Origin of the sequence: Vibrio sp. 10N.247.311.13 (genome assembly GCF_041467595.1) — a bacterium.
In the GTDB taxonomy this organism is placed as follows: domain Bacteria; phylum Pseudomonadota; class Gammaproteobacteria; order Enterobacterales; family Vibrionaceae; genus Vibrio; species Vibrio crassostreae_C.
The window spans coordinates 104986-120148 of sequence record NZ_JBFSUX010000009.1; the positions used below are offsets into that span (position 1 = coordinate 104986).

At 42.8% G+C, this 15163-nt stretch carries 13 protein-coding genes; 4 read left to right on the forward strand and 9 right to left on the reverse strand.

Annotation, left to right across the window (positions count from 1 at the left end):
• Positions 1-22 precede the first annotated feature (22 nt).
• From AB6E52_RS06210 to AB6E52_RS06220, 3 genes are all read right to left on the reverse strand, one after another.
• Positions 23-1714, reverse strand: a complete 1692-nt coding sequence (locus tag AB6E52_RS06210; RefSeq protein ID WP_017069657.1) for an SgrR family transcriptional regulator — start codon at positions 1712-1714, stop codon at positions 23-25.
• Between the two features lie 154 nt (positions 1715-1868).
• Positions 1869-2102: a DUF3389 domain-containing protein gene (locus tag AB6E52_RS06215; RefSeq protein ID WP_017064605.1), complete on the reverse strand. Its 234-nt coding sequence runs from the start codon at positions 2100-2102 to the stop codon at positions 1869-1871.
• A gap of 95 nt (positions 2103-2197) precedes the next feature.
• A complete protein-coding gene (locus AB6E52_RS06220) occupies positions 2198-2623 on the reverse strand; it encodes a hotdog fold thioesterase (RefSeq protein ID WP_017060067.1) in 426 nt (141 codons plus the stop codon).
• Positions 2624-2763: 140 nt separating this feature from the next.
• Between AB6E52_RS06220 and AB6E52_RS06225 the strand changes: the two genes are divergently transcribed.
• Positions 2764-3552 carry a M48 family metallopeptidase gene (locus AB6E52_RS06225; protein ID WP_102320824.1) on the forward strand — a complete coding sequence of 263 codons (789 nt, stop codon included), beginning with the start codon at positions 2764-2766 and terminating at the stop codon, positions 3550-3552.
• Positions 3553-3688: 136 nt separating this feature from the next.
• On the opposite strand, the gene AB6E52_RS06230 is transcribed toward AB6E52_RS06225, so the two are convergent.
• Positions 3689-4771 carry a site-2 protease family protein gene (locus tag AB6E52_RS06230; RefSeq protein WP_017060065.1) on the reverse strand — a complete coding sequence of 361 codons (1083 nt, stop codon included), beginning with the start codon at positions 4769-4771 and terminating at the stop codon, positions 3689-3691.
• Positions 4772-5129: 358 nt separating this feature from the next.
• On the opposite strand from AB6E52_RS06230, the gene AB6E52_RS06235 reads away from it, so the two are divergent.
• From AB6E52_RS06235 to AB6E52_RS06245, 3 genes are all read left to right on the forward strand, one after another.
• Positions 5130-6377 carry a porin gene (locus AB6E52_RS06235; RefSeq protein WP_102320825.1) on the forward strand — a complete coding sequence of 416 codons (1248 nt, stop codon included), beginning with the start codon at positions 5130-5132 and terminating at the stop codon, positions 6375-6377.
• Between the two features lie 14 nt (positions 6378-6391).
• A complete protein-coding gene (locus tag AB6E52_RS06240; RefSeq protein WP_102320826.1) occupies positions 6392-8812 on the forward strand; it encodes a VolA/Pla-1 family phospholipase in 2421 nt (806 codons plus the stop codon).
• 228 nt (positions 8813-9040) lie between these two features.
• The gene (locus tag AB6E52_RS06245; RefSeq protein WP_017060062.1) at positions 9041-9598 is read left to right on the forward strand and encodes a PhnA domain-containing protein; all 558 of its coding nucleotides are present in this window, start codon (positions 9041-9043) and stop codon (positions 9596-9598) included.
• Positions 9599-9681: 83 nt separating this feature from the next.
• Here AB6E52_RS06245 and AB6E52_RS06250 read toward each other — a convergent pair whose 3' ends face one another.
• The 5 genes from AB6E52_RS06250 to pdxY form a co-directional block, all read right to left on the reverse strand.
• The gene (locus AB6E52_RS06250; RefSeq protein ID WP_017069662.1) at positions 9682-10833 is read right to left on the reverse strand and encodes a BamA/TamA family outer membrane protein; all 1152 of its coding nucleotides are present in this window, start codon (positions 10831-10833) and stop codon (positions 9682-9684) included.
• Positions 10834-11094: 261 nt separating this feature from the next.
• Positions 11095-12000 (reverse strand): LysR family transcriptional regulator, encoded by a 906-nt coding sequence (locus AB6E52_RS06255; RefSeq protein ID WP_102320827.1) that lies wholly within the window; start codon positions 11998-12000, stop codon positions 11095-11097.
• A gap of 157 nt (positions 12001-12157) precedes the next feature.
• A complete protein-coding gene (locus tag AB6E52_RS06260) occupies positions 12158-12583 on the reverse strand; it encodes a hypothetical protein (RefSeq protein ID WP_102320828.1) in 426 nt (141 codons plus the stop codon).
• Positions 12584-12600: 17 nt separating this feature from the next.
• Positions 12601-13773, reverse strand: coding sequence for a patatin-like phospholipase family protein (locus tag AB6E52_RS06265; RefSeq protein WP_017060058.1), 1173 nt, complete (start codon positions 13771-13773; stop codon positions 12601-12603).
• A 213-nt stretch (positions 13774-13986) separates the two neighbouring features.
• Positions 13987-14844: a pyridoxal kinase PdxY gene (gene pdxY, locus AB6E52_RS06270; RefSeq protein ID WP_017060057.1), complete on the reverse strand. Its 858-nt coding sequence runs from the start codon at positions 14842-14844 to the stop codon at positions 13987-13989.
• Between the last annotated feature and the right edge of the window lie 319 nt (positions 14845-15163).

Sequence of the window (15163 nt, forward strand, 5' to 3'; positions counted from 1 at the left end):
CCTAACTGAGTTTTCTTGGATTTCAATCAACGTCAGGCTTCACCCAAACTTGGCTAAAGTCGAACCAACCTAATGCATTACATTTCGCGTTTTGCAACGTACCACATTGATCTTTATTAACGCCTAACCAGCAATGGAACATCGGGATCAATTGATTGCTTTGGACCAGTTGTTTACCTAACTGTCTTGCTGGGAATTGCTCGAATTCACCAGAACGCCAACGGTCAATCATGTGACACCATTGGTCGAAGTCCTCTGCCGGGCTAGATTCATCAAGAAAACTGTAGTCCATTAACCAGCCAGCCAAGGCGTCGTCTCTGTTATTGGCGATGCCCATAGGGTTAATCCAAACATCAACATCATCGGCGTGCGGAGGATCGGTTTCGTAACCGTAAAGATCAACATCGACGTTGTATTGCTTCAGCACCGTGACAATCGCCTTTGCAAGCGTTGGGAACATTGGGTGTTGGCATTGATACGCTAATCTTATGGTAGGCTTCGAATCTGCTGGTGGACAAACGGGCACTTTTAACTTTATGTCATACCAACCGGGTTTTATCCCATAAGCGTGTAACACGCCCAAATCGATAACAGTCTCTTTTGGAATATGAACAAACAGATCCGCCGCATTCAACGCGTTAGATAAAAACTGTGCCCATGCGGGATCTTGTGCAATACCCTTCTTTCTATTGAGCAGTAAATACGTGCAACCAGGATCGAGTTCTACTTCATCGCTATCGCCACGGTCGGCCATAACAGGCTTAGATAGGCTTGGGTAAACCATTGAAGAATAAGCCTCATCCACCACCCAAACTTCAACGCGATCAATTAACGGTCTGAAACCAAAGTACCCATTGAAAGCGGTTAACACGAGTTGTTTCTCGTCGTTCTTTTCAATGCGATAAGGTCCCGTTCCAATCGGTCGAATATCGTAGTCTTCACCACGTAAAGTGATCGGTAATGTGACTTTAGCGACCGATTCCGTTAGTGCGAGGGGAAAATACTTGTCTGGACGTGTGAGAAAAACATCTACTACACAATTTGCAGGTGAAGAGACATCTTTGATATGCGAAAACATGTTGAGAGGTTCGAGTGCAAGCAGTGTATCCACAACATGATTGGTTAACAGAGGTTCCCCGTTATGGAAACGAACACCGGGTCTCAAGAAGAATCGCCATTGGTAATCGCTGATTTTTTGCCATGAATGAGCAAGATCGGGTTGAAGTTGGTCATTCTCATCTAGACGAGTCAACCCACTGAATACCTGACAAGCGATATGTTGCTCTGAACGACGCATCGATTTGGTTGGGTTAAGCATTGAAAGCGGCCGGTAATAAGGCAAACGAATAACTTGTTCGCCTTCTTGATACTGTACGCCCAAGTAGTTTTGAATAACTTGCGTGAGTTTGGCAGCATTGTGATCAAGCACTGACAGCGCCTGTCCAATTTTTCCTTCCTGCAAGTAGCGTCTTGCTAAGTTCTCGCTGACATCACAACGATTCTGTTTAAAGATAAGTTGAGATAACTTTCCTCGACCTGCTGCAGGTAACCATTCTACCCACCCTTCTTCTTCAAGCTTGTTGAGTACCATTCTGGCATTACGACGGGTACAACAAAGCACATCCGTGATGTCGTCGAGTTGAACATCAGAATCTTTACCATCGAAGTATTCAAACAGGGTTTCAAATTGAACGCGAAGTCTTGGGCTGCTCATAAAGAGGAAAACTTATTCAAAGGACATTGAAAACAGTTTCCCTATTTTATGGCGTAAAATCAATATTACGGACACGATTTTATTGTGAATTATTGAGTACGACATCCTAAGGTGTTATTCAATTTGAAGGGTTAAGTGCTTTTACAGTAAAGGATTACATCACATCGCAGCCAATTTCATTGGCGATTTCACGGAGCTGCTGTTCATCGTCTAGTTTTATCGACCATTTACACTCAGAACCGTTGGCTGAAATGACATTTGCCCCTTTTCCAATCAGTTGAATTGCGTCAACTTGAGCTTGCAAAGTGACTCTATGCTCACCATCTAAACGAACAACCAACTCATGTGCGGTTGCGATGACTTTTCCACTTTTAAACGTTATGACCATGGGCTTCTCGGGTTACTTCTTTAAATACGAATTGCTTGTTCTAAGTACTGATTACTTCTTCTAAAGACAAAACCAGCGTACGACTACCTAGTCTGTTATCTTTTATGTTTCTTCACGGCAATAGTTAAGCGGCTGGTACAAACTAAGCGTTGACGATCATCAGTGATATTGATCTGCCATACTTGAGTAGAGACGCCCAAGTGAATAGGCTCAGCAGTACCGATGACGTGTCCTTCACGCATTGACCTTACGTGGTTCGCATTGATATCGAGCCCAACGCAATAATAGCCTTCTGGTACGCAGAAGTTTGCAGCCAATGAGCCAAGCGTTTCTGCTAGCACAACCGATGCGCCGCCATGAAGCATACCCAGTGGTTGGTGCGTAAAATGACAAACCGGCATGGTTGCCACCAAAGAGTTGTCATTTACTTCGGTGTAAACAATGTTGAGGTGTTCAATTAAGGTATTTTTTGAGGTCGCGTTGAAGGTATCTAGGTCAACGGGCTTTTTCCAAATACTCATGTGGGTTCCTTAATTATTGATCTTGTTATCGCGTGCATAGCTTTTTTCTATATTACTGGCTGTTAGTTATCTTACAGCCCTTAGTTATTACGCAAGTTGATGTTAACATGCATAAAAACCGAATACACAGAGGATATTGTATGACGTCATGGATGAAGTTTGCCTCGCTTCTCACACTTGCAGGCCTAACCGCGTGTAGCGCTTCTCCGACAGGCAGAAACCAATTGCTGCTTTTTTCAGATAAAGACATGTCTCAGCTTGGAGCACAGTCTTTTGAACAAATGAAAAAAGAACAACCCATCAGCAAAGATGCCAAAACTAACGCTTATGTACAGTGCGTAGCGAACAGCATCACTCAATATATTCCTAAACAAGGTTTTAGTGAATGGGAAGTTGTTGTGTTTGATAGTGATCAAGTGAACGCATTCGCCCTACCTGGCGGAAAAATCGGTGTATACACAGGGTTACTCAATGTTGCAGTAAACCAAGACCAACTCGCGACGGTTATCGGTCACGAAGTGGCACACGTTTTAGCGGACCACAGTAATGAGCGCCTTTCTCAGTCTCAAATCGCTAATACGGGCTTATCTATTACTAACGTTGCGTTAGGTGCATCAGAATACAAACAGTATCAAGGTATGACGATGGCCGCGTTAGGGTTAGGCGTTCAATATGGCGTTATTCTACCGTATGGGCGAACTCAAGAGTCTGAAGCCGATGTTGTTGGTTTAGAGTATATGGCTCAAGCAGGTTTCGATCCAAACCAAAGTGTCAACTTGTGGCAAAACATGGCGAAAGCATCAGGGGGTAATCAACCGCCAGAGTTGCTTTCTACGCACCCTTCCCACAGTACGCGTATTAAAGATCTACAAGCAACGATAAAAACGCTTCCTCAATCAGGTTCACCAAGACCAAATTGCAAAGCGTAATCTAAGTAAGAATCGCCTAGCTGGTGTAAATACAAAATGCCCTATCCATATTGGTTAGGGCATTTTCAGTTTCTTGCTTGCTAACAGTTCAAGTGCACTAAGCAGCTGGATAATTCCAACAACAGAAACTCACTCGTTAAGTACCAAGAATTTGTAATGGTAGGCTTAATAGCTGATCACCAGTAGATGCAAAATACCAGATAACACCAATCAAACTGCTCACTAAACCTACATACCAAACGAACGACACGACTTGCCCGTATTTGTCTAACGGTAACAAGTGACTGTGATGACGTCCTTTCCATTCAAACAGTATTTCAACACTGCCCATGATCAATAAGAAACCAAACAGGGTTAAATTCAACTGATAACTCAATACCACACCAGCAACGGCAGCCGCGACACAAAGTACAATGCCAAGCACACTGTTCATCGAGAAACTGATACTTTTAAGAACATGTCCGCCATCGAGAGGCAAAATCGGCAATAGATTGAACAGGTTTAATAGAGCATTAAATACTGCAAGGCCGGCAAAGAACATTTCGCCAGTCGCCCAATACAGCACCATAAATACTAACGACAATATCAGGCCGAACAATGGCCCCATGATTGAGATAACCACATCTTGCCAACGCGTATTAATCTTTTCATCGGATAACGCCAAGCCACCAAGAAATGGTATCAAATAGATCCCTTTGGTTTTCATGCCGAAGTATTTCATCGCTCTAATATGACCGTACTCATGGAACATTAAACAGGCGATTAAGGCCAAAGCGAACTGAATTGAAAACAACCATGAATAGGCCGCTAAACTCGCAGAAGCAAGTACGACCTTGATTAGCTTGGCGCTTTTAAGCGCTTTCATACCAAGCGACACCAACCCAATTAAGCTAAAACGCTTCTCTGGTTTAGGAGCGACAACAGGAGTTTGTTGTTCAATATCTTTGGTGTTTCGATTGCCTTCGGTAATGGTTTGCCCATTCACCGACGCTTTATACGTCATCTCAAACGGTTGCCACTGAACGGTCGATTCAACGTGACACTGCAACGTTTCTTCGCCAGCGCGTAGTGTAAATTCGTGTTTTCGGGCGTCTTCTTGGTCTGTGGTCGCATCTAATTGAGATACCAAAGTGTTATCCCAATACAACTGTTGCCACCCTGCCATTGATCCTTCTAAACGAAGCGGTTTTCCAAGAAACTCTATCGCGAGCAATTCCAAACTTAAAATTCCAATTTAATGACTTCTAACGAGTGTCGATATTATGCCGATTTAGCGAATGGTGGTAAACAGAAACAAAGTTGTTACATATTGAGCTATTGAACACTATTTATACCGCAACGATGCATAAACACTCTGGTCACACCTCCAACCACGAATAAATTATTGATTATACTTATATTATTGATGTTAAAGTGCCGCCCCTTCAAAACATAACCTCACAAAATAACAACTCTTTCTTTGACTTTATATAAAACATGAATTTAACATGCCATTTACATTAGAGCTTCAACACCAAAAATGCTCAGTGTGTTTTCAAACCATAATAACGAAATTCGATGCCCTAGGAGGGTCAAGGATGAAAACAATACAACGCTCTCTCGTTTCACTTTCAGTACTATTTGCATGTAACTCACTTGCGGCTGGTTTCCAAGTTGCTGAGCATTCTGCCTCAGGTCTTGGTCGTGCCTTTTCAGGTGAAGGTGCAGTAGCTGATAACGCGAGTGTACTAGCGAGAAACCCCGCCGCAATGACCCTATTTGATACAGCCCAATTTTCAGGCGCGGTTTCTATCGTTGATCCAGAGGTTAACGTTTACGACGTTGACGCTAACGAGCATTCAAAAGATGTTGCTCCATTACAAGTCGTGCCAGCCGCATATTACATCAGCCCAATCAACGAAAAATGGGCTTGGGGTATCGGTATGTTCACCAATTATGGTGTTGCTACGGATTACCCTGATGACATCTCGGCAGGTGATATGGCTGGTGATACGTCGCTCTTATCTGTAAATCTAAATCCAAATATTGCGTATCGCGTGAATGAATCATTTAGCGTTGGTGCAGGTTTAAACCTTGTGTATGCGGAAGCTGAACTTACTCGCCATAAAGGCGAGCTCGCTAACTTTGTTGGTGGAAATCCATCTGACAAACTTATAGGCATGACCGGTGAAACATTTGCCTATGGTTGGAATGTTGGCGCGATGTATGAGCTGAACGAAAACAATCGCTTTAGTATCGCTTACCGCTCTTCTGTTGATCTTGATTTCGATGACGGTGAATTTACCAGCTACGATTCAGGTAGAGCAACATCTCCCAAGGTTGATGGTCGTCTTCAAATCGAGCTTCCTTCTATTCTGGAGCTTTCAGCATTTCACCAACTTAACGAAAAATGGGCAATTCACTACGGTTGGCAACAAACTGATTGGAGTACTTTTAAGGAGTTAAAAGCAACAAGTCCAGATTGTAATGACAACGGTGTAGCAGGTCAGTGCTTCTACAAACCTGAAAAATATGAAGACAACAATCGATATTCACTAGGCGCAACGTACCAACTAAACACTAAGTGGACATTAAGAGCTGGTTACGCTTATGACGAACAAGCTGGTGAAGCAACTTTAAGCATTCCTGATAGTGATCGTATGTGGTATAGCGCTGGCTTCACTTATGTTTGGAGCGAAAATATGACTGTCGATGCAGGATTCGCACTTGTTGTAAGTGATGACGGTGAGTTCACTGAGACAAATGGCGCTCAGCAAGAAAGGACTTTCGAAGCAGAAGGTACCGCTTACCTTTCTTCAGTTCAGCTTAACTACACTTTTAACTAAATCAGGATCGTATCATGAAACGTAACTTTAAGATCTCTCTACTATGTTCAGCGATCCTGCTAGCAGGTTGTGGCGACAACACCGAAAGTTCGGTAACAAGTAACCAACAACTTGAAGCCTATCTAGAAACGTCTTTGGCAAGAGCGACAACTCAAAAAATGCTCTTGCAAGGTAGTAATGCATCAGTTCCTTTAAGCAATAACCTATTATTTGACTCTACAGATGGCACGTTAGCGATCCCAACAGGTGGCGACGATAGCATTTCTAACCCAAAAGCAGCATTAAATTATGCCGATGGTTTTTCGACCAGCATGCCAATTTACATCGAGTTTGAAGGCGACGGTTTTGGTGATACTCCTGGAGTTGTTACTTCCGGAGTGACATTGTTGAAGCTTTCTAAAAAGCTAACAGACACATCCACAGCGGCTCAAGTACCAACACCTGTTGCTAGCTCTGAATACACAGTTTACAAAGTAGGCTCAAACCTAGCAATTACACCTAATACTCCTTTTGATGAGAAGTCTGAATATTTGCTTGTTGTTACTGATGACGTTACAGATGTAAATGGTAACCCAGTAGGTACATCGCAAAGCTATGCGGCTCTCAAAACAGCCACTAAAACTTATTCAACCGGTGACTTAGCTAGTGCGCAAACTTTAATTAAAGGTCAAGAAGCTATAGCTGCCGCTGTTGGTATTGATGCGGAAAAGATTGTGTATTCAGCTTGGTTTACTACAACTTCTGTTGGTGATGTTCTTGCCTCTACAGCATCGTTGATTGGCGGAATGATTGATGCTGGGGCCCCACTTTCGACTTATTGGAATGGCAGCGCAAACCCAAATAATATCGATCTGACAAACGCTTACAATCTTAGTTTAGATTCCTCATCAACAACACCATTTGCTACAGCAATCGCTGCAGATGCTGACTTTAAAAAATATCTTGCCGATGACGATGCAACAGAAAATGCCACTTTGATTGGAGGGATAAATCTCCTTTACTCTAACGCTGGTATCAGCACTACGTCGGTAAACGTGACTAAAGGTACTGTTCAACTCCCATATTTCTTGGAAACCGATCCAACTAAGTTCTCTACAACGCCATTTGCATCAGCATTGGACAGTTTAGCGGTTATAAAAAGCGCACTAACGGATAACTCTACAAGTTCTTTCGTTGGTGGAGAGTTGGTTAAATTAGGATTAGACCCAACAAACCTTAGCGCAGCTGATGTCACGACTTTAATGGGAAAAACACTCACAAAGGACGCAAGTGGAACAGCTCTAGATAGTGATCGCATTGTCACTCAGTATTCACCAATACCACAAATTAAATCACTTGAAGCTGTTGATGTGCTTTTGTTTACTCCTGTAACTGACCCAATAACCGGGGTTGTAATCTACCAACACGGTATTACCTCTGTAAAAGAGAATGCGTATGCGTTTGCGGCAAACTTAACGGCTGAAGGTCTTGCTGTCATTGCAATTGACCACCCTATTCATGGGTCTCGTTCACTTGCCGGAGGTGCTATTTCAACTAACGATAATGCTCTGTACTACTTGAATCTAAGCGCTTTGCCCGTTGCGCGTGACAACATCCGTCAAAGTGCACTTGATGTAATAGGTCTTCGTATGGCACTTGAAAAAGTGGGGAATGACTTTACTGGTACACCATTAGCCGGAGTTGATGTAAAAGACACAACCGTTAAATTTATGGGCCACTCATTGGGCGGTATTACTGGATTTACGTCAGTAGCTACATCTGAAATTGCTGGTACACATAAATTTAGCTCGGCGGTATATGCTAATTCAGGTGGGCACATTGCTGAATTACTCTTCGCATCGGAAACCTTTGGCCCCGAAATTAAACACAATCTAGCTAAACAGTTAAATGCAACGTATCGGGATTCAGTGGCTTCAGCTTGTACTGCGGCTGACATTGAAGATGGCGATTGCTATACCGCTTTTGCTAAGGAAAATCCAACTAGTGCCGCAGCAATTGAAACTGAATTAGTTGCATTTAAAGTCGCCGCTCAAACCCTTATTGACACGGTCGATCCACATTCAATAGCAAACACTGAGGACCAGTCATCAATTAGCTCTAGCTATCCAACGTTGTTGATCCAGTCGCAAAATGATGAAACGGTACCAAACAATGGCAATGATGATAATGGTGCACCGTTATCATATACGGCTTCATTTGTTGGCTCTGAAGGGTTAGATTCGACGTTAGGATTGACTGACTCAACAAAAGCTAGCCCTTCAACTGGGAATCGTGTGTTTGTTCAATATAACGAAATAGCTAAACACTCAACGATCATCGGACCGCAAGCAGACCTTTCTGATGCCACTCATACCCTATCAATGAGAGCTCAAGTAGCTGATTTCTTAGAGTCGGATAGCCTTGATGCAGCAGCACCGGATGCTTTATTGGAATAACTAAGACTTAAGCTTTTCACTAAACCAAATGCCAGCCTAACCGCTGGCATTTTTGTCTCTGTCGTTCGAACAAGTCCCCTAGTTGACCGTTTGCATAAAACTTTAAAACACAAATGGTTGATCTCAGCTAAAATTAATCAAGACAGAATACCGTACGACCTCTTTCTTTATTGTAAATAAAGTGGATAATAGCCCCGTAATTTAATACCTAATAAATGTGAGTCCATTATGTCTTCTGAAGCTACTATGCTAGAACGCTGCCAATCTAAATGTGAACTATGTGGTTCTGATTCTTCTCTTACTGCATACGCAGTGCCGCCACACAGCCACGTAACAGTGGATCACGGCATCATGGTATGTGACAAATGTCTTGGTGAGATTGACGATCCTAAAGATATCAACCACTGGCGTTGTCTGACTGACAGCATGTGGAGCCAGGAAGCGCCAGTTCAAGTAACGGCATGGCGTCAACTTACTCGTCTGAACACAGAAAGCTGGGCTCAGGACGCGCTAGACATGATGTACCTTGAAGAAGAAACATCAGTTTGGGCACAAATCGGCATGTCTGCTGATGACAAGCCTCTTGATGTGAATGGCGTTGAACTTAAGAAAGGTGACGACGTAACAGTAATCAAAGACCTGCCAATCAAAGGTACTAACCAAGTGATTAAGCAAGGTACTGTTATTCGTGGTATCAGCGTTGGTGACGATCCTAAGCTTGTTTCTGGTAAAACAAACGGCGGTCAATCAATGTACGTAATCGCTGAGTTCTGCCGTAAGAAGTAATCTTACTGTAAGAAAGTGATAGAAAACGAAAAGGCGCTAATTAGCGCCTTTTTTCTTGGAAAAATTTAACCTATTCCGTTGTTCTAGAAACCACTGCCTACGTTAAAGTAGATAGCGCGTTCTTCATGGCTTTGCGCATAATCCATCCCAAGGTGCAAACCGTAACGTCTCGCGATTTGGTATCGAAAGCCGACACCTCCGGCATTGACGGTACTGTCGTGGCTTATGCCGTTATCTTGCTTTGCAACCCCTGAACCGTAAAACCCAGACACCTTCCAACGATGAGTGATGCTATACGTCAATTGGCCTTGAATTGTTTCAATCTCATCTCCTTGGTACCGATAAGATGACACCCCGCGTAACGACACGTACGGTTTCGCTGTGGGTGATACAAACAGGTCTTGCTGTTCGAAGCTTTGATAATTTGCAGCCAAGCCTAACGTCCATTTATTGGCAATTGGGATATAGGCTTCGCCATCTATGTTCAAATTTCGGTAATTGTAATCACTGCCAATCGCATCGTCGTACACCATGTAATCTGCAGACAATTTGTAACCTTTGGTTGGATAAAATAAATTATCTCTTGTGTCATATTCAGCCTCCAACCCTAAACCAGAAGTAACCGATTCGTTACCCAAAATTCGGTCTAAAACCATGTTATCAAATTCAATCTCAGACTTAGCTAATAACTGCTTTATTCCCAACATCCAAGGCGTATGCCCAATCCGGAACTGCACCTTTTGTGAAAGTACGGCTACCGAAGTTGACGTGCCTATTCTAAGGTCATGATCTATGGGGCCCCAGTTGATTGATGTGTACAAATCCAAATTCGCAACACCAAAGCCGCCGCCTCCTGTGTAACGAATGGAATCATTCATCCAAGATCGTCTATGGCCACCAAATACAAACCAAGTTTCGTTCTCTGTCCCTACTGCGCCCACTACTGACATTGCTGAGGGTACTAACTGCGCACCACCATCTATGGCAGAAAGAGCAGCTTGCTTTCTTTGTCGCTTTTCCTCATCCGTCTCATGTAAAAACAAACCAGCCACACCGCCGCCGTACCCCACCGCAGGCTCGGTAATCAAAATTGGGATAGGCAAAAAGCCATATGCGTTTTCCGCAAGGTGATGCCCCATATCAAATTGACCATCAACAGGATCATAAAACGATGCGAAAGAAGATGTTGTAAATAAAAAGCAGGAAAGAAGAACAATGCCGCCGCAGCGAGTCATAAAATTTGCCTCATAAAAAAGACCGGGTGACGAAACCCGGCCGAAAGTTTGCTTCCTTGCAATAAACATAGAAATTAAACACTTATTGCCAATAAAGGGGGTCCTTAATCGACGGGCATAGAATAGGCCAAATAATGGTGTTGCCCTACTCCTATATAGAGGATGTCGCCCTACAAAATTAAAGAGCTTTCGAGATGACAGAAACGCAAAAGGCTCATATAAATGAGCCTCTATTAATAAGTTACCTACATTCTTCCTTTGCTAATATTGACTCAATACTCGATCAACATGTTCTTGTATAACAGATAAAACCGATAATTTTACATCCTTCACTTGCTTAGAATGATTGCACCAAAGCGCAAAACCGAATTTGAATCCTTGGTGCATTTCAGACGACTGTATAGGTTCAATGTCGTAATGGGAAAATTCAGAATGAGCAAACGTTTTTGGTAACAGTGCCCACCCTAAACCGGCTTCAACCATTTTAATAACTAACGCCAATTGATCGACTTCTTCGTTATCGGAGCTGATGGTTACTTTTTCTGACATTCCCTCTTCAATAAACGATCTCAAGATAAACTGCTTTGAATTTCTTAACGCTAAAAGTACATCCTCTTGCGCCAAAGATGAGAACTCACCATTTTTTTGAACGAATGGGGAAAACTCAATGTGACCTAGAAAAGTCGCATCAAAGCTGTGTATACCCCGGCTGTCATGCACATTGACTAATCCAAAGTGGTACTCGCCACTTTGAAGGCCCTGCTTAATATCCTTTTTGTTTCGGATTAAAAAGTTCACTCGCATCATCGGGAAATCACGACGCAGTTTCTTTCGAATATCCAAAAGCATTTGATGAGGTATCACACCAGAATAAGCAAAGGTGATGTTTTCCAACCCGCCATAAGAGAGGCTCAATGCTACCTTATCGAAGGTACGAGCTTGTTCAATGGTTTGTTTAGCGTAATGGTAAAGAAGATGCCCGTCTTCTGTCGGCTTTACAGAGCGCCCAACCCTTTCAAATAGGCTTACCGCGAGTTGGTCTTCAAGGTTAGTAATAACCTGCCCGATTGTCGTTCTGTGTTTATTGAGTTTAACGGCGGCTTTGCTGAAAGAGAGTTGGTCATAAACGGTAACGAACGCGAGAAGTTGTTCAATGCTGAAATTCATTTTGTTGTGCTTACTTTTAATCGTTATGTATTTAAATTATCACAGGTTGGCGAAATATCTACTTTGTCAGAATAATATTAGTGAAAATAATTCGTCAATTTGAAACAAAAAACCTACGTAAGCTAGTAGGTTTTATCGTTGATGTCAAACGAATAACTTAAATGTATTCGATAACTCGAGCTAGATAGTTAAAGTCCCCAGAATCACCGTGGTAATTACGGTAAACATCGACACTGAAATATCTAGGTTGCTCCACTTGAATATGCTCAGCAATTCGCTGCTCGATGGATTCTAGAGTTTCACCTGTTTGCGAGTAAATGTATTTCTTGGTGGTCTTTTGAAGCTGGCGTTCTTTAGCTTCTTTGTGTGTGACGTAATTGTTCACGTCAACCCACTGACCAATGTAGTCAATCTCCACGTAGTCTGAATTTTCTTCAACCATGAACAACGCCGCTTCTTGTTGAACGTCGGCCAGTTGTAGCATGTCGTTATCGACTTTTTGCTGTTCCATTGAGGTCACATTTTGTGCCATGGCAGCGCTAGACGTTGCCATGATAAGTAGCGCTAAAACTGTTTTATTCATTTTACGATATCCCTAAATTAAGGTAATTCTGTTACCCAAGGTTTGCCCTGAGTTGCTTTGTGATAACCATATTCGTATATGGTTAATAAATAGTGTTCATCAAACATGTCTTTGGTTCGTTTGGCGTAACCAAAGTCGTGCTCGATGTAAGTAAATTGCATATCAATGTTGTTGATTTCACAGATGTATTTCATTCGATATAAATCACCACGTGTTTGAGCAAGAGTCAGGCTTGATACGCTCTTTGCTACTAAATCTAGACCCTTATCTCTCAGCGAGTGGTACGGCGCTTTCAGTGCTCCATTTCGAATAACATCGAGCTGTGGTGGTTTTTCTAACCCAAGAGCATCTGAGATCTGCTGATAGTCGAAGTTAGATGGATTGAAAAATACTTGAGCGGCTAAACCACCATCGACGTGAAGTTCTTCATAACTTTTACCTTCGTACTTCACATTGATAAACTGCGGTGGGAAGACTCCAGGAATAGAAGCACTTGCTGCTAAAACCTTATATATAAGTTCAGACTTATCTGGCATGTCACTATTTGCAATTGCGCCCACATTCCAAATGACAAGCTCTCCAGAATCAAAGTGTGTGCTACCAATAAACAAACGCTTACCGTTGCGGTGTCGCGCAGCAATTTGCTCGATCATCGGTTCAGGGAACGCCTGAGCGATAAATTGATTCAAGTTTTTACCGTCAGTAAAAGCATCTTTAAACACGGTGTTTAAAAAGTTCTTTTTGCCGAGCACTGATTTGTCATTGATGTTTAACATCACCTCCTTCATCTTCGGAAATGCATCTCCGCCGATGAATACAAATGGTGCCATTAGCGCTCCTGCACTGATGCCAGTAACTATTGAGTAGTCTTTCAATTGGCCAGATTCTTCCAGCCCTATCAAAATACCGGCTCCAAAGGCTCCGTTCGCGCCGCCTCCTGACAAAGCTAAGATATTTAGTTGCTCACCTGACACTTTAATTGGCGTTGTTTGATCGATTGGAGAGTATAAGAAGTCTGGGTTCTCACTCGCCCACATACGCAATGGCTCTTTTACTGATATCGCTTCTTCTACAACCACTTCTTTGTAATTGTCTTTGTGTACGCGTACATCCAACGTGTGGGGTGAGCTACATGCCACTACAAGTAATGACAAAGCAACGGTAAAACCCGAGGAAATTAGACGGTTCATAATTAGGCTCATTTAATGTTCTCTAAAATGATTCAGAGACTCTGTTTAATCAAAAGAACAGCTATAAACAGAGAAGTTAATAAATAGGGATAAAGTGAAGTCCGTCTCTTTCTGGGAGTAATATAGCTAGGTTTAGTCTTAGCTCGTAATCTCGTTTGTAGGATGCGACCCATCGAATAGGTACACCCTCCACCACTATCGGAGTTAAACGCTCTACCCGATTTTGACCACGTTGAAATCGTGGGTAGGCTCTACAAATTCATATTGTGCATTGATTGTTTGTAGCTCCCAAGTGCCATAGCTTTTAGTTAGCTCCAACACACCATAGACCGCGTTATTTGCATGTCGGAATGCAGCTACGGGAGACATTCTCTTTATTAACCCTGCGGTAAACAGGCCAGAGATAAGGTCACCGACACCAACCGGTTGTTGAGCAAATTCAATGTTCGGTCGTTGGGCTAAATAACATGCCTTTTTCGTTGCTAAAATCATACTGAACGCGTCATCGGGTAATGAGTGAAGATGCTTCACGAGCACCATCTTTGGACCAAGCTCCAATGCTTTCTTACATGCTGTAACCGCGTCATAAAGGGAGAGGATTTTAATGCCGGTCAATTCACTTAGTTCAAATTGGTTTGGCACTATAACATCGGCTATAGGAAGCAAGTGTTTAGTAATGGCGGTTCTAACGCCATCCTCAACGATACAACCTTTATCTGGGTCACCCATTACAGGGTCACAAACATAGAGTGCACTGTGGTTCTTTTCTTTAACTAAATTAACCGACTCGGCAACCGCTTTACATTGGTCTGCGCTTCCCTGATAACCCGATAGGATCGCACCACAGTCTTTCAGTACGTTGATGTTGTCTAAGCCTCGAATCAAGTTTCGAATATCATCTGAGCCGAATGTTTGCCCGGTCCAACCTTGTTGATATTGAGTGTGATTAGAGAACTGAACAGTGTGGATTGGCCACACATCGAGTCCCATTCTTTGGATTGGAAAAACCGCAGAACTGTTTCCTGCATGCCCGTAAACCACGTGAGATTGAATAGAAATAATGCTTTTCATGCGTCGCTCTTTCAGTTTGAAATGGATTTGAATACTTGGATAAGACGACTAAATAAACACAACGGAACATCAAGATAGGAAGTTTTATCGATCTAACCACTGTGCTTATTTGGTCGGAATAGCCTCGACATCGCCGAGGCTTATTCTTAATGAGTTGGACGTCATCGGCTTTAAATCATGTATTTGATTCTAAGCCAGACTTGAACTTATGCGTCTTGAAACTCAGCGAAGTACTCATCCAATACAGTGCGTGTTGCACGGCCGATTAGCTCGTACTCGTGGTGAGTAAGGTTCGCTAGTGATACACGTACTGATGCGT

Coding starts and splice junctions, on each gene's coding strand:
- AB6E52_RS06220 (WP_017060067.1), bottom strand. CDS start 2,623: ATGAGTATTTGGAAAAAGCCCGTTGACCTAGATACCTTCAACGCGACC.
- AB6E52_RS06255 (WP_102320827.1), bottom strand. CDS start 12,000: ATGAATTTCAGCATTGAACAACTTCTCGCGTTCGTTACCGTTTATGAC.
- pdxY (WP_017060057.1), bottom strand. CDS start 14,844: ATGAAAAGCATTATTTCTATTCAATCTCACGTGGTTTACGGGCATGCA.
- AB6E52_RS06250 (WP_017069662.1), bottom strand. CDS start 10,833: ATGACTCGCTGCGGCGGCATTGTTCTTCTTTCCTGCTTTTTATTTACA.
- AB6E52_RS06265 (WP_017060058.1), bottom strand. CDS start 13,773: ATGAACCGTCTAATTTCCTCGGGTTTTACCGTTGCTTTGTCATTACTT.
- AB6E52_RS06260 (WP_102320828.1), bottom strand. CDS start 12,583: ATGAATAAAACAGTTTTAGCGCTACTTATCATGGCAACGTCTAGCGCT.
- AB6E52_RS06210 (WP_017069657.1), bottom strand. CDS start 1,714: ATGAGCAGCCCAAGACTTCGCGTTCAATTTGAAACCCTGTTTGAATAC.
- AB6E52_RS06245 (WP_017060062.1), top strand. CDS start 9,041: ATGTCTTCTGAAGCTACTATGCTAGAACGCTGCCAATCTAAATGTGAA.
- AB6E52_RS06225 (WP_102320824.1), top strand. CDS start 2,764: ATGACGTCATGGATGAAGTTTGCCTCGCTTCTCACACTTGCAGGCCTA.
- AB6E52_RS06240 (WP_102320826.1), top strand. CDS start 6,392: ATGAAACGTAACTTTAAGATCTCTCTACTATGTTCAGCGATCCTGCTA.
- AB6E52_RS06235 (WP_102320825.1), top strand. CDS start 5,130: ATGAAAACAATACAACGCTCTCTCGTTTCACTTTCAGTACTATTTGCA.
- AB6E52_RS06215 (WP_017064605.1), bottom strand. CDS start 2,102: ATGGTCATAACGTTTAAAAGTGGAAAAGTCATCGCAACCGCACATGAG.